The 24,332-nt window shown below is 70.8% G+C and carries 22 protein-coding genes; 17 read left to right on the forward strand and 5 right to left on the reverse strand.

The annotated features are described in order from the left end of the window. The first annotated feature begins 42 nt into the window (after nucleotides 1-42). From argS to prfA, 8 genes are all read left to right on the forward strand, one after another. The gene (argS, locus tag ACERZO_RS09170) at nucleotides 43-1,698 is read left to right on the forward strand and encodes an arginine--tRNA ligase (protein WP_372664101.1); all 1,656 of its coding nucleotides are present in this window, start codon (nucleotides 43-45) and stop codon (nucleotides 1,696-1,698) included. Nucleotides 1,699-1,701: 3 nt separating this feature from the next. Continuing rightward, complete coding sequence (gene lysA / locus ACERZO_RS09175; RefSeq protein WP_372664102.1) at nucleotides 1,702-3,132, forward strand: diaminopimelate decarboxylase; 1,431 nt, start codon at nucleotides 1,702-1,704, stop codon at nucleotides 3,130-3,132. 5 nt (nucleotides 3,133-3,137) lie between these two features. Beyond that, nucleotides 3,138-4,451, forward strand: coding sequence for a homoserine dehydrogenase (locus tag ACERZO_RS09180; protein ID WP_372664103.1), 1,314 nt, complete (start codon nucleotides 3,138-3,140; stop codon nucleotides 4,449-4,451). Beyond that, nucleotides 4,448-5,509, forward strand: coding sequence for a threonine synthase (gene thrC / locus ACERZO_RS09185; RefSeq protein ID WP_372664104.1), 1,062 nt, complete (start codon nucleotides 4,448-4,450; stop codon nucleotides 5,507-5,509). Before ACERZO_RS09180 ends, thrC begins: the two co-directional genes overlap by 4 nt. Then, a complete protein-coding gene (gene thrB, locus ACERZO_RS09190; protein WP_372664105.1) occupies nucleotides 5,506-6,393 on the forward strand; it encodes a homoserine kinase in 888 nt (295 codons plus the stop codon). The genes thrC and thrB overlap by 4 nt, the downstream gene beginning before the upstream one ends. Before the next feature lie 389 nt (nucleotides 6,394-6,782). Beyond that, complete coding sequence (rho, locus tag ACERZO_RS09195) at nucleotides 6,783-8,729, forward strand: transcription termination factor Rho (protein WP_372664106.1); 1,947 nt, start codon at nucleotides 6,783-6,785, stop codon at nucleotides 8,727-8,729. A gap of 181 nt (nucleotides 8,730-8,910) precedes the next feature. Then, the gene (gene rpmE, locus ACERZO_RS09200; RefSeq protein WP_003102730.1) at nucleotides 8,911-9,138 is read left to right on the forward strand and encodes a 50S ribosomal protein L31; all 228 of its coding nucleotides are present in this window, start codon (nucleotides 8,911-8,913) and stop codon (nucleotides 9,136-9,138) included. An 80-nt stretch (nucleotides 9,139-9,218) separates the two neighbouring features. Continuing rightward, complete coding sequence (gene prfA, locus ACERZO_RS09205; RefSeq protein WP_372664107.1) at nucleotides 9,219-10,289, forward strand: peptide chain release factor 1; 1,071 nt, start codon at nucleotides 9,219-9,221, stop codon at nucleotides 10,287-10,289. 19 nt (nucleotides 10,290-10,308) lie between these two features. Here the strand turns inward: prfA and wsfD are convergent, their stop codons facing one another. From wsfD to ACERZO_RS09225, 4 genes are read right to left on the reverse strand one after another with little or no spacing between them, the layout of a single operon-like run. After that, nucleotides 10,309-11,772: a glycan biosynthesis hexose transferase WsfD gene (wsfD, locus tag ACERZO_RS09210; protein ID WP_372664108.1), complete on the reverse strand. Its 1,464-nt coding sequence runs from the start codon at nucleotides 11,770-11,772 to the stop codon at nucleotides 10,309-10,311. Between the two features lie 18 nt (nucleotides 11,773-11,790). Beyond that, nucleotides 11,791-12,222 (reverse strand): GtrA family protein, encoded by a 432-nt coding sequence (locus ACERZO_RS09215; RefSeq protein WP_372664109.1) that lies wholly within the window; start codon nucleotides 12,220-12,222, stop codon nucleotides 11,791-11,793. Beyond that, a complete protein-coding gene (locus ACERZO_RS09220) occupies nucleotides 12,219-13,196 on the reverse strand; it encodes a glycosyltransferase family 2 protein (protein ID WP_372664110.1) in 978 nt (325 codons plus the stop codon). Before ACERZO_RS09220 ends, ACERZO_RS09215 begins: the two co-directional genes overlap by 4 nt. Nucleotides 13,197-13,228: 32 nt before the next feature. Beyond that, nucleotides 13,229-14,026 carry a TIGR03619 family F420-dependent LLM class oxidoreductase gene (locus ACERZO_RS09225; RefSeq protein ID WP_372664111.1) on the reverse strand — a complete coding sequence of 266 codons (798 nt, stop codon included), beginning with the start codon at nucleotides 14,024-14,026 and terminating at the stop codon, nucleotides 13,229-13,231. Between the two features lie 54 nt (nucleotides 14,027-14,080). Here ACERZO_RS09225 and ACERZO_RS09230 point away from each other — a divergent pair, with 54 nt between their 5' ends. Next, nucleotides 14,081-14,440, forward strand: coding sequence for a MerR family transcriptional regulator (locus ACERZO_RS09230; protein ID WP_372664112.1), 360 nt, complete (start codon nucleotides 14,081-14,083; stop codon nucleotides 14,438-14,440). Nucleotides 14,441-14,517: 77 nt separating this feature from the next. Continuing rightward, a complete protein-coding gene (prmC, locus tag ACERZO_RS09235; RefSeq protein WP_372664113.1) occupies nucleotides 14,518-15,384 on the forward strand; it encodes a peptide chain release factor N(5)-glutamine methyltransferase in 867 nt (288 codons plus the stop codon). 416 nt (nucleotides 15,385-15,800) lie between these two features. On the opposite strand, the gene ACERZO_RS09240 is transcribed toward prmC, so the two are convergent. Then, nucleotides 15,801-17,774 (reverse strand): M6 family metalloprotease domain-containing protein, encoded by a 1,974-nt coding sequence (locus tag ACERZO_RS09240; protein ID WP_372664114.1) that lies wholly within the window; start codon nucleotides 17,772-17,774, stop codon nucleotides 15,801-15,803. Between the two features lie 1,107 nt (nucleotides 17,775-18,881). On the opposite strand from ACERZO_RS09240, the gene ACERZO_RS09245 reads away from it, so the two are divergent. From ACERZO_RS09245 to ACERZO_RS09275, 7 genes are all read left to right on the forward strand, one after another. After that, a complete protein-coding gene (locus ACERZO_RS09245) occupies nucleotides 18,882-19,532 on the forward strand; it encodes an L-threonylcarbamoyladenylate synthase (RefSeq protein WP_372664115.1) in 651 nt (216 codons plus the stop codon). Nucleotides 19,533-19,606: 74 nt separating this feature from the next. After that, a complete protein-coding gene (locus ACERZO_RS09250; RefSeq protein ID WP_372664116.1) occupies nucleotides 19,607-20,764 on the forward strand; it encodes a glycosyltransferase family 4 protein in 1,158 nt (385 codons plus the stop codon). Nucleotides 20,765-20,813: 49 nt separating this feature from the next. Further along, a complete protein-coding gene (locus tag ACERZO_RS09255; RefSeq protein WP_372664117.1) occupies nucleotides 20,814-21,257 on the forward strand; it encodes a hypothetical protein in 444 nt (147 codons plus the stop codon). A 534-nt stretch (nucleotides 21,258-21,791) separates the two neighbouring features. Next, on the forward strand, nucleotides 21,792-22,577 hold the full coding sequence (gene atpB, locus ACERZO_RS09260) for a F0F1 ATP synthase subunit A (protein WP_372664118.1): 786 nt from the start codon (nucleotides 21,792-21,794) through the stop codon (nucleotides 22,575-22,577). A gap of 55 nt (nucleotides 22,578-22,632) precedes the next feature. Next, a complete protein-coding gene (locus tag ACERZO_RS09265; RefSeq protein WP_033261340.1) occupies nucleotides 22,633-22,890 on the forward strand; it encodes an ATP F0F1 synthase subunit C in 258 nt (85 codons plus the stop codon). 30 nt (nucleotides 22,891-22,920) lie between these two features. Next, nucleotides 22,921-23,481, forward strand: coding sequence for a F0F1 ATP synthase subunit B (locus ACERZO_RS09270; protein WP_372664119.1), 561 nt, complete (start codon nucleotides 22,921-22,923; stop codon nucleotides 23,479-23,481). Nucleotides 23,482-23,487: 6 nt separating this feature from the next. Beyond that, nucleotides 23,488-24,312, forward strand: coding sequence for a F0F1 ATP synthase subunit delta (locus ACERZO_RS09275; RefSeq protein WP_372664120.1), 825 nt, complete (start codon nucleotides 23,488-23,490; stop codon nucleotides 24,310-24,312). Nucleotides 24,313-24,332 lie beyond the last annotated feature (20 nt).

Consider the following 24,332-nt stretch of genomic DNA (forward strand, 5'->3'; position numbering starts at 1 on the left):
CCGATGCGAGCGCCCCACCTGGGCACACCTAGAATTCGACGAGTGACTCCCGCCGCTCTCGCCGACCTGGTCCGCAGCTCCGCCGTGCAGGTACTGACTGCACGCGGCATCGACGACACCGTGCTGCCGGAGCAGGTGACCATCGAACGCCCGCGCAACCCCGAACACGGCGATTACGCGACGAACATCGCCCTCCAGGTGGCCAAGAAGGCCGGGCTGAAGCCGCGCGACTTCGCCGAGGCGCTGGCCGAGGCGGTCTCGGCGGACGACGGCGTCGCCTCGGCCGAGGTGGCGGGCCCCGGCTTCCTCAACTTCCGGCTCGCCGCGGCCGCGCAGGGCGACATCGTGCGCCAGGTGCTCGACGCCGGCGCCGCGTTCGGCCGCGGGGACGCGCTGGCCGGCACCAAGATCAACCTCGAGTTCGTCTCGGCGAACCCGACCGGCCCGATCCACCTCGGCGGCACCCGCTGGGCCGCGGTCGGCGACGCGCTCGGCCGCGTGCTGGCCGCGCAGGGCGGCGACGTCACGCGCGAGTACTACTTCAACGACGCCGGCGCCCAGATCGACCGGTTCGTCCGGTCCCTGATCGCCGCCGCGAAGGGCGAGCCGGCGCCGGAGGACGGCTACGCGGGCGGCTACATCAACGACATCGCCGCCAACGTCCTCAAGCAGGAGCCGAGCGCGCTGTCGCTGCCGGAGGAGCAGCGCCACGAGACGTTCCGCCGGATCGGCATCAACCTCATGTTCGGCGAGATCAAGCAGAGCCTGCACGAGTTCGGCACCGACTTCGACGTCTACTTCCACGAGAACTCGCTGCACGAGTCGGGCGCGGTCGACGCCGCCGTCCAGGAGCTCAAGGACTCCGGGAACCTCTACTTCGAAGACGGCGCCTGGTGGCTGAAGTCCAAGGAGTACGGCGACGACAAGGACCGCGTCGTCATCAAGCAGGACGGCAACCCGGCCTACATCGCCGGCGACCTGGCCTACTTCAAGGACAAGCGCAACCGCGGCTTCGACCTCTGCATCTACATGCTCGGCGCGGACCACCACGGCTACATCGCGCGCCTCAAGGCCGCGGCCGCCGCGTTCGGCGACGACCCGGCGACGGTCGAGGTGCTGATCGGCCAGATGGTCAACCTGGTCAGCGACGGCAAGCCGGTGCGGATGTCCAAGCGCGCGGGCACCGTGATCACCATGGAGGACCTCGTCGAGGCGGTCGGCGTCGACCCGGCCCGCTACGAGCTGATCCGCTACTCCGTGGACTCCACTTTGGACGTCGATCTGGACCTGCTGCGCAAGCACTCCAACGACAACCCCGTCTACTACGTCCAGTACGCGCACGCGCGGCTGGCGTCCCTGCAGCGCAACGCGGCCGATTTGGGACTCAAGTCCACTTCGGACGTCGACTTCGGACTGCTCACGCTGCCCGCCGAGGGCGACCTGATCCGCACCATCGGCGAGTTCCCGGAAACCGTGCGCCGCGCCGCCGAAATGCGGGAGCCGCACCGGATCGCGCGCTACCTCGAAGAACTCGCGGGCGCCTACCACAAGTTCTACACCGTGGGCCGCGTGCTGCCCATGGGCGACGAAGAGGCGACCCCTCTGACGCACGCCCGGCTCGCGCTCTGCGAAGCCGCCCGCCAGGTGCTGGCGAACGGCCTCGCGCTCCTCGGTGTCTCCGCTCCGGAACGGATGTAAGAAATGGCGCACCCCGCGGGCCCCAGGCACGCCGACGTCTACCCCCACGCCGACACCTCCGGGCTCCAGCCGTCGGGGGCCGAGGAACTCGACAAGCTCCCCGCGAAGGTGTGGCCCCGCAACACCTTCCGTGCCGGCGACGGCGTCGTCCGGATCGCCGGGGTCGACGTCCGCGAGCTCGCCGAGCAGCACGGCACGCCGCTGTTCGTCGTCGACGAAGCCGACTTCAAGTCCCGCTGCGCGGACTACGCCGAGGCCTTCGACGACCCGTCGCTCGTGCACTACGCGTCCAAGGCCTTCCTCTCCATCGAGATCGCCCGCTGGGTGGCCGAGCAGGGGCTGAGCCTCGACGTCTGCAGCGGCGGCGAGCTCGCCGTGGCGCAGCGCGCGAACTTCCCGGCGGAGCGGATCACCTTCCACGGCAACAACAAGTCGCCCGCGGAGCTCGAGGCCGCGGTCGTCGCCGGCGTGGGCACGATCGTGCTCGACTCGTACTTCGAGATCGCCCGGCTGGGCGACATCGCCGCGCGCCACGACGTCGTGCAGCCGGTGCTCATCCGGGTCACCGTCGGCGTCGAGGCGCACACCCACGAGTTCATCGCGACCGCCCACGAGGACCAGAAGTTCGGGTTCTCCCTGGCCAGCGGGGACGCCGCCGAGGCGGTCCGCCGGGTGCTCAACGCGCGGTCGCTCAAGCTCGTCGGCCTGCACAGCCACATCGGTTCGCAGATCTTCGACGCCGACGGCTTCGAGGTCGCCGCCCGCCGCGTCGTCGGGCTGCTCGCCGACCTGGCCAAGGAGCACGGCCCCGAGCTGCTCGACCAGCTGAGCCTGGTCGACCTCGGCGGTGGCTTCGGCATCGCCTACACCGAGAAGGACAACCCGCCGCCACCCGCGCAGATGATCACGCAGATCCGCGAGATCGTCCGCAAGGAGTGCGCGTACGCGGGCCTGCCGGTGCCGCGGATCGCCGGCGAGCCGGGCCGCGCCATCGCCGGTCCCGGCACGATCACGCTCTACGAGGTCGGCACCATCAAGGACGTCTCGCTCGGCGACGAGTCGGCGCGGCGGTACGTCAGCGTCGACGGCGGGATGAGCGACAACATCCGGACCGCGCTCTACGACGCCGTGTACGACGTCCGGCTGGTTTCCCGCTCCGCGGAAGACGCCGGCCGGCCCGTGCGGGCCGTACTGTCCCGGGTGGTGGGAAAACACTGTGAGTCCGGCGACATCGTCGTACGAGACTGCTGGCTGCCCGACACGCTGGCTCCCGGCGACCTGCTGGCGGTCGCGGCGACCGGTGCCTACTGCTACTCGATGGCGAGCACGTACAACCGGCAGCCCCGCCCGGCCGTGGTCGCCGTGCGCAACGGCGGCTCCCGGCTGCTGCTGCGGCGCGAGACGACCGACGACATGCTGCGCCTGGAGGTCTGAACACAGTGGCTGCCCCAGAGGAACGCCGGGCCGTGCGCGTTGCCCTGCTCGGCTGCGGGACCGTCGGCGGTCAAGTCGCCCGGCTGCTCACCGAGCAGGCCGACGAGCTCGCCGCGCGGGCGGGCACGCCGGTCGAGCTGGCCGGCATCGCCGTCCGCCGCCCGGACAAGCACCCCGAGCTGCCGCCGGAGCTGCTGACCGCCGACGCGGAGAAGCTGGTGACCAGCGACGACGTCGACGTCGTCGTCGAGCTGGTCGGCGGCATCGAGCCGGTGCGCGGCTGGCTGCTCGCCGCGCTGAAGGCCGGGAAGTCCGTCGTCACGGCGAACAAGGCCCTGCTGGCCGAGCACTCCGCCGACCTGTTCGAGGCGGCCGACGCCGCCGGCGCCGACCTCTACTTCGAGGCCGCCGTCGCCGGCGCCATCCCGCTGCTGCGCCCGCTGCGCGAATCCCTCGCGGGCGACCGGATCACGCGCGTGATGGGCATCGTCAACGGCACCACGAACTACATCCTGTCCGCGATGGACTCGACCGGCGCCGGCTACGCCGAGACGCTCGACGAAGCCAGCCGCCTCGGGTACGCCGAGGCGGACCCGACCGCCGACGTCGACGGCTACGACGCCGCGTCGAAGGCCGCGATCCTCGCGTCGCTGGCGTTCCACACCCGCGTGACCGCTTCGGACGTCCACCGCGAAGGCATCGCCGACGTCACCGCCGCCGATCTCGGCGCGGCCCGGATGCTCGGTCGCACGGTCAAGCTGCTGGCGATCTGCGAGCGCGTGACCGACGACGACGGCGTCGAGTCGGTCTCCGCCCGCGTGCACCCGGTGATGATCCCGCGCAGCCACCAGCTGGCCGGGGTCGGCGGCGCGTTCAACGCCGTCTACGTCGAGGCCGACGCCGCCGGCGAGCTGATGTTCTACGGCCAGGGTGCGGGTGGCGCGCCGACCGCGAGCGCGGTGCTCGGCGACCTCGTCGCGGTGGCCCGCAACCTCGTGGCCGGCGGCCGCGGCCCGCGCGAGTCCGCGCACGCGGCGCTGCCGGTGCGGCCGATGGGCCAGACGCCGACCCGGTACCACGTAAGCCTTTCCGTGGCCGACCGCGCCGGCGTGCTCGCCCAGGTGGCGCAGGCGTTCGCCGGGCACGGGGTGAGCATCGCGGCCGTGCGGCAGAGCGACGTCGGCGACCGCGCGAGCCTGGTCGTCGTGACCCACCAGGCACCGGACGCCGCGCTGCAGTCCACTGTGGACGAAATCGCGAAGCTCGACGTCGTCCACGAAGTTGTCAGCGTGATGCGGGTGGAAGGCGAAGACCAGTGATCAAGCACCCCTGGCCCGGTCTCATCGAGGCCTACCGCGACCGCGTTCCGGTTCCCGACGGCGCGCAGGTCGTCACGCTCGGCGAAGGCAACACGCCGCTGCTGCCCGCGCGGCACCTGTCCGAGCTGACCGGCTGCGAGGTGCACCTCAAGGTCGAGGGCGCCAACCCGACCGGCTCGTTCAAGGACCGCGGGATGACCGTGGCCATCACGCACGCGCTCGCCAGCGGGCTCAAGGCGGTGATCTGCGCGTCGACCGGCAACACGTCCGCCTCGGCCGCCGCCTACGCCGCGCGCGCCGGCCTCACCTGCGCGGTGCTGGTGCCCCAGGGCAAGATCGCGATGGGCAAGCTCGCCCAGGCCGTCCTGCACGGCGCGCGGATCCTGCAGGTCGACGGCAACTTCGACGACTGCCTCGAACTGGCCCGCAAGACCGCGGCCGACTACCCGGTCACGCTGGTCAACTCGGTCAACCCGGTGCGCATCGCCGGCCAGAAGACCGCCGCGTTCGAGATCTGCGACGTGCTCGGCACGGCGCCGGACATCCACTGCCTGCCGGTCGGCAACGCGGGCAACATCACCGCCTACTGGGCGGGGTATTCGGAGTACGCGGCCGACGGTGTGGTGAAGAACACGCCGCGGATGTTCGGCTTCCAGGCGGCCGGCGCGGCCCCGCTGGTGCACGGCGAGCCGGTGGCGGACCCGGAGACGGTCGCGACCGCGATCCGGATCGGCAGCCCGGCCTCGTGGACGGCCGCGGTGAAGGCCAAGGACGCGTCGAACGGCCTCTTCGAAGCCGTGACGGACGAAAAGATCCTCGAGGCGTACCGGCTGCTGGCGGGGCGCGAGGGCGTGTTCGTGGAGCCGGCGTCGGCCACCAGCGTGGCCGGCCTGCTGGCCACCGCCGCCGACGGCCGGCTGCCGAAGGGCTCCCGCGTGGTCTGCACGGTCACCGGGCACGGCCTGAAGGACCCGCAGACGGCGCTGGCGGGCAACGTCGAGGTCGAACCCCTCGCGGTGGACCCCTCGGCGGTCGCGGCGGCGCTGGACCTGCGGTGACCGGCGCGTTCACGGTCACGGTCCCGGCCTCGACCGCGAACCTCGGGCCGGGCTTCGACGCGTTCGGCATGGCACTGGGCCTCTACGACGTCGTCGAGGTGCAGGCCACCGACGCCGGCCTCAAGGTCGAGGTGGTCGACGCCGGCGCGGGCGGGGTCGAGGACGTCCCGACCGACGAGACCCACCTGGTCGTGCGCGCGATCCGCGAGACCTGCGCGCACCTCGGCGTCGAGCCGCCGGGCCTGCACCTGCGCTGCCACAACGCGATCCCGCACGCGCGCGGCCTCGGCTCGTCGGCCGCCGCGGTGGTGTCCGGCGTCGCCGCCGGGTACGCGCTCGCGGGCCGCGAGCTCGACGCCTTCGGCGCGTTGCAGCTGGCCGCCGGCTTCGAGGGCCACGCCGACAACGCCGCGGCGAGCCTGTTCGGCGGGTTCGTCCTGGCCTGGTGCGAAGCCGGCGAATTCCACGCCGAGCGCCTCGCGCCGCACGCATCGATCCGGCCGGTCGTGGCCGTCCCGGCCGTCCGCTCGGCCACCGCGACCACGCGCGGCCTGCTGCCGGCGACCGTCCCGCACGCCGACGCCGCGCACAACGCGGGCCGCGCCGCGCTCGCCGTGCACGCGTTGACGGCGAAGCCGGAGCTGCTGCTCGCGGCCACCGAAGACCGCCTGCACCAGCACTACCGCGCCCCGGCGTACCCGGCGAGCGGCGAGCTGGTGGCGACGCTGCGTGCACGCGGAGTGGCCGCCGCGGTGTCCGGCGCGGGTCCGACGGTGCTGGCGCTGACCACCACGGGAATACTGCCGCCGGGGGTCGACGTTGAGGGGTTCGACGTCTCCGAGCTGCCCGTGGATCTCACGGGTGTGCAGGTTGCGGCTCGGTGAAGGCCGGGTCACACGCCCGCCACGCGGGGGGTGGTTGTTGCACCCGGAACCGCCGCGGTCTACCCTCGGGGGCGTTCGATCACCGTGCGTTTCCGCACCCGATGCCGGTCCTCTGGGATCGCATCCTTCGTTGATCCGCCGAATCCGCACCGCCTGGCGAGCGGGGTAACGCGGATGAACGCAGGCGGGTTTCCGGTTTCGGCGGTGCCGAATTCCGTGTCCTCCGTTTGGAGGACGCAAACCCCTGTGGTGGAGGCGCTCCAGCTGTGTTCCGCACGGCCGAAGAGCTCATCTCGCGTATCGGGGGGCAGATACGCCGGTTCGCGATCAGAAGCGAGCGGCAGTCCGCTGATCCACCTGGAGGCGTGGATCGGTCAGGAAGGACATGTGTGAGCAACACCGATCTTTTGAGCGACGTGAGCGGCACGGCCGAGACGAACGGCACCGCCCCCGCTCCCAAGCGGACGGTCGGCGGGCTGACCGGTAAGACCGTCGCCGAACTGCGTTCGCTGGCTGGGGAGCTCGGCGTCGGCGAGACGACGGGCATGCGCAAGGGCGACTTGATCGCCGCGATCCGCGAGCGCCAGGGCAAGTCCCGCAAGCGCGCGACCGCCGAGACCCTGCCCCTCGAGGGCGTCGGCGAGCCGGTCAAGGCCTCGGCCCCGAAGGCCGAGCCCAAGGCCGAGGCGCCCGCCGCCCCGGTCGAGAGCAAGCCGGAGCCGAAGGCCGAGGCCGCCGCGTCCGCCCCGGCCGACGCCCCGCCGCAGGCCGAGCGCCCGCAGCAGGACAGGCAGGACGGCCAGGACGGCCAGCCCGAGGAGGGCGGCCGCAGCCGCCGTCGCCGCGGCTCGAACCGCGCCGCCGGCTCGCCCGACGGCGACCGCCAGCAGGGCGGCGACCGTCAGCAGGGTGACCGCCAGGGCGGCGGCGACCGCCAGCAGGGCGGCAACCGCGACCAGCAGCGCCAGGGCGGCGGCCGGGACGGCAACCGCCAGGACGGCAACCGCGGTGACCGCCAGCGCAACCAGCAGCAGGACGGCGGCAACCGCGGCGGCCAGGACAACCGCAACCAGCAGCCGGACGACGACGAGGAAGGCGGCCGTCGCGGCCGTCGCTTCCGCGACCGTCGCCGCCGGGGCAGCGGTGGCGGCCAGCGCGACGGCGGTTCGCCGGACACCGAGATCCGCGAGGACGACGTCCTGCTGCCCGTCGCGGGCATCCTGGACGTGCTCGACAACTACGCGTTCGTGCGGACTTCCGGCTACCTCGCCGGCCCGAACGACGTGTACGTCTCGCTGTCGCTGGTCCGCAAGTACGGCCTGCGCCGCGGTGACGCCATCACCGGCGTCGTGCGCCAGCCGCGCGAGGGCGAGCAGCAGCGGCAGAAGTTCAACCCGCTGGTGCGCGTCGACTCGATCAACGGCCTGGAGCCGGACGAGGCCAAGCGCCGTCCCGACTTCACCAAGCTGACCCCGCTGTACCCGAACGAGCGGCTGCGCCTGGAGACCGAGTCGCACAAGCTCACCACCCGCGTGATCGACCTGATCATGCCGGTCGGCAAGGGGCAGCGCGCCCTGATCGTGTCGCCGCCGAAGGCCGGTAAGACCACGATCATGCAGGACATCGCGAACGCGATCTCCACGAACAACCCCGAGTGCCACCTGATGGTCGTCCTGGTCGACGAGCGTCCGGAAGAGGTCACCGACATGCAGCGTTCGGTGAAGGGCGAGGTCATCGCCTCGACCTTCGACCGGCCGCCGTCCGACCACACGTCGGTCGCGGAGCTGTCGATCGAGCGGGCCAAGCGCCTGGTCGAGATGGGCCACGACGTCGTCGTGCTGCTCGACTCGATCACCCGGCTCGGCCGCGCGTACAACCTGGCGGCCCCGGCGTCCGGCCGGATCCTGTCCGGTGGTGTCGACTCGACCGCGCTGTACCCGCCGAAGCGGTTCCTCGGCGCGGCGCGCAACATCGAGAACGGCGGCTCGCTGACCATCTTCGCCACGGCGATGGTCGAGACCGGCTCGACGATGGACACGGTCATCTTCGAGGAGTTCAAGGGCACCGGCAACGCCGAGCTCAAGCTCGACCGGAAGATCGCCGAGCGCCGCGTGTTCCCGGCGGTCGACGTCAACCCGTCCGGTACCCGCAAGGACGAGCTGCTGCTCTCGCCGGACGAGCTCGCGGTCACGGTGAAGCTGAGCCGGGTGCTGCACGCGCTCGACTCGCAGCAGGCCATCGACCTGCTGATCTCGCGCCTGCGGAAGACGAAGACCAACGTCGAGTTCCTGATGCAGGTCTCGAAGACCGCCCTCGGCGGCGGCGAGGACGACTGAACGTGCTCCTCGGAGGCCTCCCCGCTTCGCCGCGGGGAGGCCTCCGGCACGTTCGGAATACCAGGTCAGCGGGGTGCGTTCCAGTGAGCGTCAGCCCGTCTGGCAGAATCACCCGCTGAAGTCCGGCGCCGGTTCACCCCGCGGAACGACTGGGGACCCGGAGCCAACGAGAGAGGACACCATGAAGAGCGGCATTCACCCCGAGTACGTGGTCACGAACGTGAACTGCGACTGCGGCAACAGCTTCACCACGCGCAGCACCAAGACCAGCGGCAACATCCACGTCGAGATCTGCTCGAACTGCCACCCGTTCTACACGGGCAAGCAGAAGATCATGGACACCGGTGGCCGGGTCGCGCGCTTCGAGGCTCGCTACGGCAAGCGCCAGAAGAAGGCCGACGCCAAGTAGCTTTTCCGACGACGCCCATCCGCCTGCGCGGGTGGGCGTCGTTTTTTGTCTTGTTCTTCCTGGGCTGAGAGGTGGCAGAGGTGGATTCGAGCTCGCTCAAGGGGCTGCTCGCCGAGCACGCGGAGCTGGAGACCCAGCTGGCGGACCCGGCGGTGCACGCCGACCAGGCGCGCGCCCGCAAGCTCGGCCGCCGCTACGCCGAGCTGACGCCGGTCGTCCGCGCGGTCCACGAACTCGACACCGCCCGTGACGACCTCTCGGCCGCCCGGGAGATGGCCGCGGAGGACGCGGAGTTCGCCGCGGAGGCCGAGGAGCTGGCCGCGAAGATCCCCGAGCTGGAGTCGAAGCTCACCGAGCTGCTGCTGCCACGCGACCCGTACGACGGCTCCGACGTCGTGATGGAGATCAAGTCCGGCGAGGGCGGCGAGGAGTCGGCCCTGTTCGCCGGTGACCTGCTGCGGATGTACCTGCGCTACGCCGAGCGCCACGGCTGGAAGGCCGAAGTCCTCGACTCGGTCGACTCCGACCTGGGCGGCTTCAAGGACGTCACGCTGTCGATCAAGACGAAGTCGGCGGTCGTCGACGGCGTCTGGTCGCGGCTGAAGTTCGAGGGCGGCGTGCACCGCGTCCAGCGCGTGCCGGCGACGGAGTCCCAGGGCCGGATCCACACGTCGGCGTCCGGGGTGCTCATCTACCCGGAGCCGGAGGAGGTCGAGGTCGAGATCGACCCGAACGACCTGCGCATCGACGTGTTCCGCTCGTCGGGCCCGGGCGGCCAGAGCGTCAACACGACCGACTCGGCGGTCCGGATCACGCACCTGCCGACGGGCATCGTGGTGTCGTGCCAGAACGAGAAGTCCCAGATCCAGAACCGCGCGCGGGCGCTGCAGGTGCTCCAGGCCCGGCTCCAGGCGATCGCCGAGGAAGAAGCGGCGGCGAAGGCGTCGGACGCGCGCAAGTCCCAGGTCCGCACGGTCGACCGGTCGGAGCGGATCCGGACGTACAACTTCCCGGAGAACCGCATCTCGGACCACCGGGTGAACTACAAGGCGTACAACCTGGACCAGGTCCTGGACGGCGACCTGGACGGCGTGCTGGACGCCCTGGCGACGGCGGACCGCGAAGAGCGGCTGGCCGCCTCCGCCGGCTGACGAGGCCGGGCCCGCCGCCTCAGCGGACGGCGGGCTTCTCCGGCTCGCGGAAGGCGTCGAAGATCTCGGTCGGCTGATCCACGTCCGGGACCTCTTCGGGTTCAGGGTCGGGCCGCGCCGGCTTCGGGAACAGGCTGAGGACCGCGAACACGAACGCCAGGAACGTCGGGAACAGCGTCAGCAGCTGGTGCTTCACGCCCTCGACGCCCTCGCCGAGCGCGGACAGCCCGAACTGCCCCACCGCGAACAGCAGCAGGAAGAACACCACGATCCCGTACTCGCGCCGGTGCCGGCGGAACGCGCGCACGCCCGCCCAGCCGATCAGCAGCCAGAACGGGACCAGCACGAACAGCCCCAGCGGCGCCGCGAGCTTCGACAGCCCGGAGAACACCGGCACCCGGTACTCCTGCGCCATCTTCGGCAGCCCGGACGACTCCGCGAAGCTTCCCAGCCGGGACGGGCGCGCCGTCAGCGTGTCGACCGCTCCCTGCTGGAGGATCTGCAGCGTGCGCTGCGGGTGGCCCGCGTAGTAGCTCAGCACGTTGCGGCGGCTGATCTTGTCGCGGAAGCCGTTGTAGTCCGCGTCCGTCCACGGGTGCGCCGCCCACCAGCCCGTGCCGATGAACTTCTTCGCGCTCGGCGGCAGGCCCAGTGCGGCCAGGTCGGCGTCCGTGTCGTGCTTGCCGTCGACGATGCTGTCGAACACCACGTGGTACATGTTCGCTTCGCGGTATTCGGCGTTGGCCGGATCGCCGTGGGACTGCACCGCCGCCGTTCCCGCGCCGACGACCACCAGCACGCCCAGCGGCAGCAGCCACCGCGACCAGCCGCGCTTGCCGAGCGGCTTCAGCAGCGCCAGCGCGAGCACGAACAGCGGGATCAGCAGCAGCGTCTGCGACTTCGCGTTGATGCCGATCAGCGCGCCCACCACGGTCAGCGCCGCGCCCCAGTACCGGGCCGCGCCCGTGCGGCTCATCAGCAGCAGGCCGCCGGCCATCAGCAGCATCCCGACGAACCCGGCGCCTTCGCTCAGCACCGACGCGAAGTAGCCGAAGAACGCCGAGTCGGCCATCACGAGCAGCAGGAGCACCGCCGCGATGACGCGGTTGCGGCGGCTCAGGTCGAGGGCGAGCACCGTCGCCGCGACGCCCACCGCGACCAGCACGCACGTGATCGCGCCCAGCACCAGCAGGTTGAGCTCCGCCGACGAGCCGAGCACCTTGCCGAGCTTGCTCGCGAACCAGTCGAGCCACGCCTGGCTCGAGATGTAGTCGCTCTTGCAGGCCGAACCCGGCCCGTAGCTGAAGTGCACGTAGAACTCGGAGCTCAGCTCCGGGTGCCGGCCGCCGAGGTCGCACAGCAGGCGCCAGCCGTCGCCGTTGTCGGCCATCCCGACCGGCCGCGGCACCAGGAACCGGACCAGCAGGACGCCCAGGGAAAGGACGAAGACGCCCAAGCCGAAGCGCAGTTCACGGAATCGCACTCCGAAGAGGGTACGAGATCACGCAGAGTCGGCGGGTGCTGCACCGGGAACGGGCGAAACGGGCCGGTGCCGGAACACCACGTAGTGGTAGAGCAGGTAGTTCCAGAAGAGGCCGACGACGATCGCCGCGCCCTTCGGAATCAGCAGGTTGATGCCCGGGAACAGGCGGCTGACCAGCGTGATGACGCCGAACTGCACCACCCAGAGCCCGAACGCCGTCACGCCGAAGAACAGCAGCGCCTGTTTCCGGATGTCGCCGTCCTTCGCGCGGAACGTGAAGTTCCGGTTCAGCGTGAACGACAGCAGCATCCCGGCCGTCGTCGAAATGAAGTTGGCGACGAACGTCGGCACGCCGAGCGTCGCCAGCAGCGCGTAGCCGAGTGCGTCGACGAGGGTGTTGCCGATGCCGACGATCCCGAAGCGCACCTGCGTGGCCGTGACGAGCCTCATCGGGCGGCGCTCCGGTCGCCGGCGCCGGTGCGCACTGTCGCCACTGTATACAACGGCCGGTTCTGGACCTGTGAATACGTGCGGCCGATGTAGCTGCCGAGCACGCCGAGCATGATGATCTGGATGCCGCCGAGGAAGAACATCGCGATGGTGATGAACGCCCAGCCGGGCACCGCGGTCTCCGGCGCGAACAGCTTCACCCCGACGACGTAGAGCACGCCGAGGAAGCTCAGCAGCGAGATCAGGTACCCCATCCGTGTGATCATCCGCAGCGGCGTCGTCGAGAAGCCGAGGATGCCGTCGGCGGCGAAGCGGAGCATCTTCGTCAGCGGGTAGCCGGTGACGCCTGCGTTGCGCTGGTCGCGGTCGAACAGCACCGCCGTCTGCCGGAACCCGACGTAGCTGACCAGGCCGCGCAGGAACCGGTCGCGTTCGCGGTACTTGCGCAGCTCGTCGACGACCTTGCGGTCGACCAGCCGGAAGTCGCCGGTGTTCTTCGGGATCTCGACCGCGGCCATCTTCTGCAGGAACCAGTAGAACGCGCTCGCGGTGAACCGCTTGAACGGCGAATCGCGGCGCGACCGGCGCTGCGCGTAGACGACCTCGTAGCCCTCTTCCCACTTCTCGAGCAGCTCGAGGGCCACCCGCGGCGGGTCCTGCAGGTCGCTGTCCATGATGATCGTGGCGTCGGCGTCCACCAGGTCGAGCCCGGCGGTGACGGCCATCTGGTGGCCGAAGTTGCGCGACAGCTCGACCACCGTGACGCGGGGGTCGCGCGCGCCCAGCTCGGTGAGCCGGTCCAGGGACGCGTCGCGGCTGCCGTCGTCGACGTAGATGAAGCTGAAGTCGTACCGCCCGGCCAGCGGCGCGGTCACTTCGTCGACCGTGCGGTGCAGCAGGTCGATGTTCGCTTCCTCGTTGTAGATGGGGAAGATGAACGCGACCCGGCGGCGCGTGGTCGGCTCGGTCGGCACTGGCGCTCCCGGGGGTCGGCGTCTCGGGCATCCTAAAGATCGGCGACGCCCTCGGCGAACACGGTCATCCGCTGTCCGTAGTCCTCGGCCGGGCCGAAGTGGACGGCCACCGCGTCCGCCCCGGCCAGGATATACGCCCGGAATCGCGCGACGGCGGCCCCGAGATCGTCCCCGTTCCATTCCATTCTGGCGGTCAGCCGTGTTTCGCGGCCGTTTGTCATGCCCGTGAGCTTTTCGGCGCGCTCGCCGAATTCGGCGGGGGACAGCCCGGCGCTCATCCAGCCCGAGCCGATCCGCGCGACCCGGCGCAGCGCGACGGCCGAGTTGCCGCCGACGGTGATCGGCACCGGCCCGGCCGGCCGCGGCTCGAAGTACCCGCCGCCGGGTCCGCGGCCGGTGCGGAACAGCTCGGCGAGCAGGTCGAGGGTCGTGTCGGTCCGCTTGCCGCGGGCGCCGAAGTCCGCGCCGACCTCGGCGAACTCGGGCTCGTTCCAGCCGGTGCCGATCCCGAGGTCGAACCGGTGCCCGGACAGCCGGTCGAGCGTCGCGACCTGCTTGGCCAGGGCGAACGGCTCCCGCAGCGGCACAATCAGCACCGACGTCCCGAGCCGGATGTGGTCCGTGCGGGCGGCGACGTGCGCGAGGGTGACGAGCGGCTCGTAGACGCCGCCGAACACCTCGCCGTACGCGCCGGGCGGGATGAGGTGGTCGGGCAGCCAGGCGGCGTGGTAGCCGAGGTCCTCGGCCAGGCGGGCCAGCTCGGCGGGGCGTGCGGGGTCGAGGTCCGGCTGCTCGTTGGGCAGGACGACCTCGAGGAAATGTCCGGTCATGCCGGCGACGTTAGGTCTTCACATCGGTGTGAAGGTCAAGCTTCAGGGGGTTACGTGCGGATCGGAGAGCTCGCGTCGCGCACCGGCGTCAGCACGCGACTGCTGCGCTACTACGAGGAGCAGGGCCTGCTGACGCCCTCGCGCGACGGCAACGGGTACCGGACCTACGACGAGGACGCCGTCGTCCGCGTGCGGCAGATCCGCCGGCTGCTGGCGGCGGGGCTGAACACCGGGGTCATCGCCTCGGCGCTGCAGTGCGCGCGGGGCGAGGAGGCACACCTGGACCTGTGCCCGGAACTGGCCGGACTGCTGCACCGCGAGCTGACTGCGATGGACGACCGGATCGGCGCGCTGCAGCGGCGGCGGACGACGCTGGCGGGGTACCTGACCGGAGACGGGGCCTCGATACGCTGAGGGGCGCGGGACCGGCGCGTGTCCTGACGGGGGAGTTCCGCCTGGTGTGCCAGGCTTGACGAGGTGAAGGACGACGAGTGAATCGGCAGCCGCTGCGCCTGGCCATCATCGAGGCCACCCGGATTCTCGAACGGGCGGGCGTCGAGTCCCCGCGGTTCGACGCCGAGGTGATCGCGGCGCACGTGCTGGGTGTCGACCGCGGGCGGCTGCCGATGGTGCCGCTGGTCGATCCGCCGGTCATCGAGGCCATCGGCCAGCTCGTCCAGCAGCGCGCGAAGCGGATCCCGCTGCAGTACCTGACGGGCTGGGCGGCGCTGGGGGAGATCACGGTCGCGGTCGGCGCGGGGGTGTTCGTGCCGCGCCCGGAGACGGAACTGCTGCTCGAGTGGGGCGTGAAGTTCCTGCAGGGGCGCGAGTTCCCGGTGGTGGTGGACCTGTGCACGGGCTCGGGCGCGCTGGCGCTGGCGGTGGCGCACGCCCGGCCGGACGCGGTGGTGTACGCGGTGGACGTCGACCCGCAGGCGCTGGCGTGGGCGCGGCACAACGCGGACGTCCACGCGGACGCGGGCAACACCCCGATCCGGCTGTATTCGGGTGACATCGGCGACCCGACGATGTTCGCCGAGCTGGACGGCCTGGTCGACCTGGTGCTGTGCAACCCGCCGTACGTCCCGGAAGGCACACCGGTGCCGCCGGAGGTCGCGGAGCACGACCCGCCGCGCGCGGTGTTCGCGGAGGAGAGCGGGCTGGCGGTGATCCGCCACGCGATCGCGGCGGGCGCCAGGCTGCTGCGGCCCGGCGGCGGGCTGGCGATCGAGCACGACGACACGCACGGATCGGCGGTCCCGGCGTTGGTCCGGGCCCGGCGGGTGCTGACGGGGGTCGAGGACCACGCGGACCTGACGGGCCGGGCCCGGTTCGTCACGGCCCGCCGGCTGGGCTGAGCGGCCGCCCGCGGGGGCGCCCCCCGTCTTCCACGCTACCGGGGAGCACCGACAGTTTCGGGCGCTCTTGCGCGAGGGCGGCCGGAGTTGTCCACAACACGGGTTGAGCACGCCGGGCGGCCTTCGATGTCTTGAATGACTCATTCAGGTCGTCGGAGGACCTGAATGAGTCATTCAAGACGTGCGCGGAGCCGCGGCGGGGGGCCAAGCCCGCTCGGCGTGGACCCATCGGTGACCGTGCTCCCGGGGCCGGCTCCGGTCGGGCTCGTCGGAGGGGCCGTCCGGACCGGCGCGGGCCCTTCGACGGAAAGCCGGAAACGACCGCGATCGCGACGGCTTGTCCACATCTCGGCCGGGCTGTGGACCGCGGGGCCGTCGGAGGGGCCCACGCCGGGCGGGCCCCTCCGAGCCGATCGCTAGAAGCCGAACGCCGTGCAGCTCGCCGTCGCCGTCTTGGACGGGTCGCTCACCGAGGTCGCCATCAGCTTCACCCTGGCCGCCAGGTCTCCGCCGGACGACCGCTTCGCGTACGCCGGCACCTTCACGTGCCCGCCGAACTTCGCCGTCGCCAGCTCGTTCGGCAAGCGGACCTCCCAGCCGCGCGCGTCCGTCGACGCGCTCAGCCGGTACGTGTCCGTGTCGTACGGTGCCTGCGCGCCGCGCGCCGAGCCCGTGTTGAGCAGGCCGAAGTCGCACGTCGCCAGGCCGCCGCGGGCGAACGCCGGCAGTGCCGGGGTGACCGCCGCCCCTCGGGCCTGGCTGCCCGAGCCGTCCAGGGACGCCACCGTCACCGTGTACGACAACACGCCGTGGCGGTCGCGGGCCAGGTCCGTGATCAGGAACCGCAGGCGGTTCGCCGCGTCCGTGTACTCGTACGGGCTCGCCGCCTCCGTGCCCGCCTTGAACAGCGCGTCGTTGAGCTGGCGGTAGTCACCGATGGTGATCTTGACCGGCGTGCCGTCGGCCTTCGTGTAGTCCGTGATGCCGATGTCCTGCGGGTTCGCGTCGATCACCCACTCGAACGGCGCGTTGTCCTTGTTCTTCGTCTTCGCGATCAGCACCCCGGAGTCCGGGGCGAAGGAGTCGGCACCCATCCGGTCGACGACCTCGACCGTGTAGTTGTCGTAGCCGCCGCCGTCGCAGAACGGGTCCGTCGCCTTGTCGCACTTCGGGCTCTTGTCGCCGCCGGTCAGCTTGATGTTCAGCCCGGTGAACGCGCCGGGCTGCGCCTCCGCCTCCCGGGCGGTGACACGGGCCGACACCGGGCCGGAGGCGGCCAGCTGGTTCCGGTCGAGCTGCAGGACGTCGGCGGGGTCGACGATGCCGAGCTTCATCTTGTTGCGCAGCATGTGCTGGGCACCCATCGAGCTGCCCTGCGTCGCCGGGATCTGCCAGCGGGTGTGCGGGCCGCCCGGGCCGTTGAACGTGCCGCGCGACAGCATTTCCCAGGCCCCGGAGTAGTCGCGCCACGGCGGGATGCCGAACGGGTTGTTGTAGTTGTCGCCGATGCCCAGGATGTGGCTGAACTCGTGGGCGTAGGTCGACTGGCCCGAGCTCTCGGCCTGCACCGAGCTGCCGTTCTGGGCGTTGGGCCAGATGCTGGCGGCCGACGCCCACGACGTCCACGGCACGTACCGCGTCGCCGCGTAGTTGGGCAGGTCGTGGTTCGGCGGGCCGAACGCGTCCGGCACGTTCTCCTTGGCGCCGAACTTCATCTCGCCGAACTCCTGCCAGGTCGAGCTCTCGTCCTGGCCGGCGGAGAGGTAGAAGACGAAGTCGAACTGGCTCGCGGTGTCGCCGACGTCGGCGCGCCATGCGTCACCGGCGTCCTTGCGGATGTCGCGGCTGCAGTTCGCGCCGGGCGGGCACGCGCTCGGCTGGAACTCCATGCCGTACTCGTAGGACTTCCCGGGCATCCGGTACGGCCCGAACGCGGTCAGCTGCACGCCGAAGCGGCCGCCGGAGTCCTCCATCCAGTACTCGTTGATCGTGTGCCCGTTGTTGAGCGCTTCGGGCTTGTTGAGGAAGTCCTGGTAGTACTGCGCGACGCCGGCCCGCGGGATGTTCGCGGCGGCGGGGCCGGGGTTGCCGAAGATCGTCGAGTTCGCCGGCTTCGTGACGACGAAGTCCTGGTCCGGGTAGTCGGCGAGGACGACGGCGCCCTTGAACGTGCGCTGGGTCGGCTTCAGGGACGGATCGGCCCAGTTCGTGCCGGGCACCTTGCGGTAGTCGGACCAGGTCATGTGGTCCTGGTTCTCCCAGTGCGCGGCGTCGATCGGGGCGGGCCAGCCACGGGTGAGCGGCTCGGCGGCGGCGGTGCCGGCGCCGAGCCCGGTGAGGACGGTGACCGCGGCGAGCAGGGCGAGCGCTTTCGGGGTTCTGGGGCGCATCTGCGGCTCCTTCACTGGGAACCCACGGGGGTGGTGGTTCCCGAAGATCGACCGTATTGAGCCCCGCTGTCGTGGTTCTGCCTCGCGGCGAGGTTTACCCGCTTGCCCCACGACGAAAGTCTGGCCGGTGGTCAGCCCGGCGCGCAGCCGGGGCCTGCCGCGCGCCGGCGAGCGGCCCAGCCGGGACGACGTGTGAATGACTCATTCACCTCCTCCGATGACGGGGTCCCGGCAAAGTCGGGTGGGGCGATGCTCCGCCGGCACCACCGCCCGCGGAACGCCGGGCCGAAGAGGCGCTTCGGCGGGACGCCGAGCTTCGGTGGTCGTGAACGACTCGTTCATCGCATCCGGCGAGGTGAACGACTCGTTCATGCCATCCGCCGCCTGAACGACTGCCCAGCGCCTCGCCTCGCCACGAAGGCCGACGCCAAAGGCGAGAGGCCCCCGAGAACAGGCACCGACGAGGACCCAGACTCCCCCGCACCCCGATCCGAAGCCAGAACACGGCCGGCAGCGCCGGGTCAAGGCATCTTTCCCGCCTTGACGCGGTGTTGCCGGGCGTAGTCACCATGACAGCTTCGGGGTGCCGGAAGGGCTTTGACAGGACAGCTGCCCCCGCCCCACCTCACGCGACCCGAATGCACGTCCCCAAGCCCCACCCCAAACGCCATGACCCATTCCAGTCACCTGACGCCAGGGCTCCAGCAAAGTCGGCCGGGGCGATGCTCCGTCCAGCACCACCGCCCGCGAAACGCCAGGCAGAAGAGCCGCTTCGACAGAATGCCGAGCTTCGACGGTCATCAACGACTCATTCATCGCATCCGGCGAGATGAACGACCCGTTCATGACGTCACCGGCCGCCGGACCGGCCGCGCCGATCCGACTTTGCCGGAACCCTGTCGCCTGGTGACGTGAATGACTCATTCACGTCGTTGGGCCGGGCGTTGTGGACAACTCCGGCCACGCGGCCCGGGAGCGCCGGAAACTGTCGGTGCTCGCCGGTAGCGTGGAAGACGAGGGGCGCCCCCAAGGCGGCCGGGCCGGGCGGGGCCGCCGGGTGTGACGCGGCGAACGCCCCCTCCGGCCGCCGGACTACTCTTGGCCACCATGAGCGTGGTCTACGACTGCAGCAAGCGGGAGTCCCGGGCCGACGGACTGGCGGCGGCCGCGGGCGCGGTGCGGTCGAGCAGGCTGGTCGTCCTGCCGACCGACACGGTCTACGGCATCGGTGCCGACGCCTTCGACGCGGGCGCCGTGCAAGCCCTGCTGCGCGCGAAGAACCGCGGCCCGGACATGCCGGTCGGCGTGCTCGTCGGGTCCTGGTCCACTGTGGACGGCCTGGTGCTCGGCGTGCCCCCGCAGGCGCGTGCGCTCATCGAAGCCTTCTGGCCGGGCGATCTGTCCATCGTGCTCCCGCACGCGCCGAGTCTGCAGTGGAACCTCGGCGACGCCCGCGGCACCGTCATGCTGCGGATGCCGCTGCACCCGGTGGCCCTGGAACTGCTGCGCGACGTCGGCCCGATGGCCGTCTCGAGCGCGAACGTCTCCGGCCGGCCGCCGGCCAGCACCGCGCAGGAAGCGCAGGAACAGCTCGGCGACTCGGTCGCGGTGTACCTCGACGGCGGGTCGAGCGGCGAGCCCGTCGCGTCCAGCATCGTGGACCTCACCGGCACCGAACCGGTGGTGCTGCGCGAGGGGGCCGTGCGCAAGGACGCCATCGCGGAGGTGCTCGGTGTACCCGCGGAATCGTTGGCCTGAAGCCGGATCGAGCGGGAATCCGCGGCACGATAGCGTGTCGCGGGTGACCCCGACCCCGCGAGCGTGACGCACCCGTGCCGCCCACATCCGGTCTCCTCCCCATCCGGGAATACATCCTCGTCGCGCTGACCGCGACGGCCGTGACCTACCTGCTCACCGGCGTCGTGCGCCGGATCGCGATCCGCGTCGGCGCGATCGCCAACCCCCGGGCCCGCGACGTCCACGTGGCACCGATCCCGCGGATGGGCGGGATCGGCATCTTCCTCGGCGTCGCCGGCGCGATGGGCCTGGCCCACCAGCTGCCCGCGCTGTCGCACGGCTTCGACGCGTCGTTCGACTCGGTCGGCGTGCTGCTCGCCGCCGGGGTCATCTCGCTCATCGGCGCGCTCGACGACCGGTTCGAGCTGGACGCCTGGACGAAGCTGGCCGGCCAGGTCATGTGCGCCGGGATCCTGGTCATCTTCGGCGTGCAGTGGGTGTCGTTCTGGGTGCCGTGGGGCGGCCAGGGCGATTCGTTCGGCTCGGTGCTGGTGCTCGACAAGAACCAGGGCGCGCTGCTCACCGTCGTGATGGTCGTCGTGATGGTCAACGCGATGAACTTCGTCGACGGCCTCGACGGGCTGGCCGGCGGCCTCGGGTTCATCGCCGCCACGGCGACGTGCGCGTTCTCCCTCGGCCTGCTCGACAGCTCCGGCGGCGACGTCGGCACGTACCCGCCGGCGCTGATCGCGGCCACGCTCGCCGGCGCGTGCCTGGGGTTCCTCCCGTACAACTTCCAGCCCGCCAAGATATTCATGGGCGACTCCGGGTCGATGATGATCGGCCTGATGCTCGCGGCCGCGACGACCTCGGCGTCCGGGCGCGTGCCGTACCCGCAGTTCAGCGGCAAGGACGCGATCGCGCTGCTCTCGCCGCTGGTGGTCGTCGCCGCAGTGCTGTTCGTGCCGCTGCTGGACCTGATCATGGCGGTCGTCCGCCGCACGCGCCGCGGCGAAAGCCCGTTCGCGGCCGACAAGATGCACCTGCACCACCGCCTGCTGGAGATCGGCCACTCCCAGCGCCGCGCGGTGCTGCTCATCTACTTGTGGGCGGGCATCCTGGCGTTCGGCGCGGTCTCGGTGACGCTGTTCGACGACGCCGCGGCGCTCTGGATCATCGGGGCCGGGCTCGTGTTCGCGGTGGTGGTCTCGATCGTCCCGCGGCTGCGCTCGCGCAACCAGCCCGGAACCTGACCGGCCGGGTTCTCTACACTCGGTGGCTGAACCGAGCAGGGAGCCAGCCGTGAGCGAGACCGAAACCGAAGCGCAGGAGAACCCGCACGCCAAGGTGGTGCTGCAGGCCGCCCGCGCGATGACGAAGGCTTCGCTGCTCGTCACCCCGCCCGCGGTGCTGGTCTGCATCGTGCTCTTCAGCATCCTCAACGGGATGCCCGGCTTCCTCGGCTCTCTCGTCGGCGCGGTCCTCGCGATGCTCGCGTCGCTGTCGACGCTGGGCCTGATGCGCTTCAGCGCCGGCCAGGACCCGATGTTCGTCATGGTCATCGCGCTCGGCGGGTACGTCGTGAAGGTCGTCCTGCTGTTCGGCGCCCTGACGCTGCTGAAGGGCGTCACCGCGCTGCACCCGATGTCGCTCGGCATCACCATGATCGTCGCCATCCTGGTGGCCGCGGCGGCCGAGTTCGCCGCCTTCCGCAAGACCAAGATCCCGACGATCATCCCCTCTTGACGTCCGTCCGGTTCGTCCGGAACCTTCGTAACGGAGAGTGAACCGGCCTGCGGCCGCCCGAGTGTGACCGGCGCCACAAAAGTGCGCTTTCGTGCGGGCCGGAAAACCGGCCCGGGACCTGTCGCCTGCACCGTTGCGAACCCGGTCCCGCCCGGTCCCGGACCTCGGTCCCGGATCGACCCGGGACTTAGGTCCTGGGCTGATCGGTGGGTATGGAGTACGCGTGTACGGCACTGATTGACCTGCTGGTATGGTCCGCGTCAAGGGTGGCGGCCTCGACCGCGCACTCCCCAAGACGAACCGCGATCAGCAGTGTGGCGACCGTGTAGTTCCGCCTCTTCCGCCGCTGGTCCGAAGTAGACAGCAGGGCAGTGTTCACGCGAGACAACCCCGTGTGCAGAACGTGAAGGTGTGTTCTGCGGACCGTGGGGTAGCCGCCTCCGACGTCCCGATACGTATCGGGTACGTTAAGTCCAGATCGTGACGATTCCCCCGGCGGAGTGAACGCCGGCCGGGAGAACCGGAAGGAGCCCAGTGGGCGCGCTGGTTTTGGCCGAGGGTGCGGTATTCGCGCCGCCCGGCGCCGAAAGCTTCGAGTTGCCGCCGTTGTTCGGCTCGGTCACCAAGCCGATGCTGCTCGTAGTGCTTTCGGTGGTCATCATCGCGACGTACTTCCTGCTGGCGACCCGCAAGCTTCAGGTCGTCCCGAGCAAGGGGCAGTTCGTGGCGGAGTCGATCTACGACTTCAGCCGCAACAACATCGCGCGCGAGCAGATCGGCTCGAAGGACTTCAAGCCGTTCGTACCCCTCGTTTTCGCGTTGTTCACCTTCGTGCTGGTGAACAACCTCTACGGGATCATTCCCGTCCTGCAGTTCCCGACCATGGCGCGCTTCGGTTTCCCGGTCGCCCTGTCGGTCCTCGTCGTGTACCCGGTCTACCACTTCGTCGGGTTCAAGCGGCACGGTTTCGCCGGCTACTTCAAGAAGGAACTCGCCCCGCCGGGCGTTCCCAAGGCGGTGCTGCCGCTCTTCTCGCTGATCGAGTTCGCGGAGAAGTTCTTCCTCAACCCGCTGACGCTCGCCATCCGTGTTTTCGCCGCCATGTTCGCGGGTCACCTGATCCTGGCGGTGTTCACCCTCGGCGGCACCTTCCTGCTGACCGAGACGTCGAGCTGGGCCCTGAAGCCGGTCTCGCTGGTGGCGTGGATCTTCGCCATCGGGATGACGTTCCTCGAGGCCTTCATCCAGGTGCTGCAGGCCTACATCTTCGCCCTGCTGTCGGCTGGGTACATCGGCGCCGCGCTGGCGTCGGAGCACTGAGAACACAAGCCCCCGATCCACGCGAGCGCGTGGACCGAAGTGAAGGGAAATGCACGTGAGCAACATCGTTCTGGCCCAGGCCGCCGAGCAGGCCGCCAACATCAACCCCGGCCTCGCCGCGATCGGCTACGGCCTGGGCGCGATCGGCCCGGGCATCGGTGTGGGTCTGATCTTCGCCGCCGTCATCAACGGCACCGCGCGTCAGCCGGAGGCGCAGGGCAAGCTGCAGGGCATCGGCTTCTCGACCTTCGTTCTGACCGAGGTGCTCGCCCTGATCGGCATCGTCATCTACTTCATCGCCTCCGCCGCCTGAGTCCTCGGCTCATCGCTTTAAGGAGACGCCGTGCTGAACAGTGCCTTGGTCCTCGCCGCAGAGGGCGAAACGCACAACCCGATCATCCCCGACATCTCGGAGCTGATCCTCGGCATCGTCGCCTTCCTCATCCTGCTGTTCATCCTCAAGAAGTACGTCGTCCCTCGCTTCGAGGCCGCGTACGAAGAGCGTGCGCAGAAGATCGAGGGTGGCATCGAGAAGGCCGAGAAGGCCCAGGCCGAGGCCGAAGAGGCGCTGGCCAAGTACAAGGCCCAGCTGCAGGAAGCCCGCAGCGAAGCCGCGAAGATCCGTGACGACGCGCGGCTCGAAGCCGAGCAGATCAAGGCGGAGCTGCGGGCCGAGGCCGAGGCCGAGTCCCAGCGCATCGTCGCCCAGGGGCAGGCCCAGCTGCAGGCCCAGAAGGCGCAGATCATCGCCGAGCTGCGGGCCGACATGGGCCGCAACGCCGTGGAGCTGGCCAGCCGCATCGTCGGTGAGTCGCTCGAAGACGAGGCGCGCCGTCGTGGCACCGTCGACCGGTTCCTCGCGGAGCTGGAGACCGCCGGTGCCGCTGGTGGAGCGGGGAAGTAGCCAGAAATGACGCTGCATGCTGCGAGCCGTGAAGCGCTCGGCCTCGCCGAGGAACGCCTCGGCGAGGTTCTGGCCGACGCGGGAGCCGACGCCGCCACGGTCGGCGACGAGCTGCTCTCGGTCGTCGACCTGCTGGACCGGGAGATCGGCCTGCGCCGGGCGGTGAGCGACGCGTCGACGACGCCGGAGGCGCGCACCGAGCTGGTGCGCCGGCTGTTCGACGGCAAGCTGTCCGAACCGGCCCTGAAGGTGCTCGACGCCGTGGCCGGCAGCCGCTGGTCCAGCCCCCGCGAGCTGACCGACGGGCTCGAGGAGCTCGGCCGCTCGGCGCTGCTCACCGCGGCCGAGAAGACCGGGAACGTCGACACCGTCGAGTCCCAGCTGTTCCAGGTCGCGCGGATCGTGGCCGGCGCCCCGGAACTGGAGGCCGCGCTCTCCGACCTGGCCGGTCCCGCCGACGCCAAGCGCACCCTGGTGCGCGGGCTGTTCGCCGACAAGGTGGACGTGGTCACCGAGACCCTCGTCGAGCAGGTGGTGCGCCGGGCCAAGGGCCGCGGCGTCGGCATCGGGCTCGACAAGCTGGTCAAGCTGGCCGCGGAACGCCGTCAGCGCTCGGTCGCCTACGTGACCAGCGCGAACGCCCTGTCCGACGAGCAGACCGCCCAGCTGGGCGCGAAGCTCGACGCCCTCTACGGGCGGCCGATCGCGCTGCACGTCGAGGTCGACCCCCGGCTCGGCGGCGGGCTCGTCGTCCGCGTCGGCGACGAGGTCATCGACGGGAGCGCGGCGGGTCAGCTGGCGGCGCTGCGCAGGCGGCTGGCCCGGGCATAGCGCCGGGTCACACAAGACTT

Source organism: Amycolatopsis kentuckyensis, from assembly GCF_041679295.1.
Taxonomy (GTDB): domain Bacteria; phylum Actinomycetota; class Actinomycetes; order Mycobacteriales; family Pseudonocardiaceae; genus Amycolatopsis; species Amycolatopsis kentuckyensis_A.

Coding starts and splice junctions, on each gene's coding strand:
- lysA (WP_372664102.1), top strand. CDS start 1,702: ATGGCGCACCCCGCGGGCCCCAGGCACGCCGACGTCTACCCCCACGCC.
- rpmE (WP_003102730.1), top strand. CDS start 8,911: ATGAAGAGCGGCATTCACCCCGAGTACGTGGTCACGAACGTGAACTGC.
- ACERZO_RS09215 (WP_372664109.1), bottom strand. CDS start 12,222: ATGAGGCTCGTCACGGCCACGCAGGTGCGCTTCGGGATCGTCGGCATC.
- ACERZO_RS09225 (WP_372664111.1), bottom strand. CDS start 14,026: ATGACCGGACATTTCCTCGAGGTCGTCCTGCCCAACGAGCAGCCGGAC.
- ACERZO_RS09240 (WP_372664114.1), bottom strand. CDS start 17,774: ATGCGCCCCAGAACCCCGAAAGCGCTCGCCCTGCTCGCCGCGGTCACC.
- ACERZO_RS09245 (WP_372664115.1), top strand. CDS start 18,882: ATGAGCGTGGTCTACGACTGCAGCAAGCGGGAGTCCCGGGCCGACGGA.
- ACERZO_RS09275 (WP_372664120.1), top strand. CDS start 23,488: ATGACGCTGCATGCTGCGAGCCGTGAAGCGCTCGGCCTCGCCGAGGAA.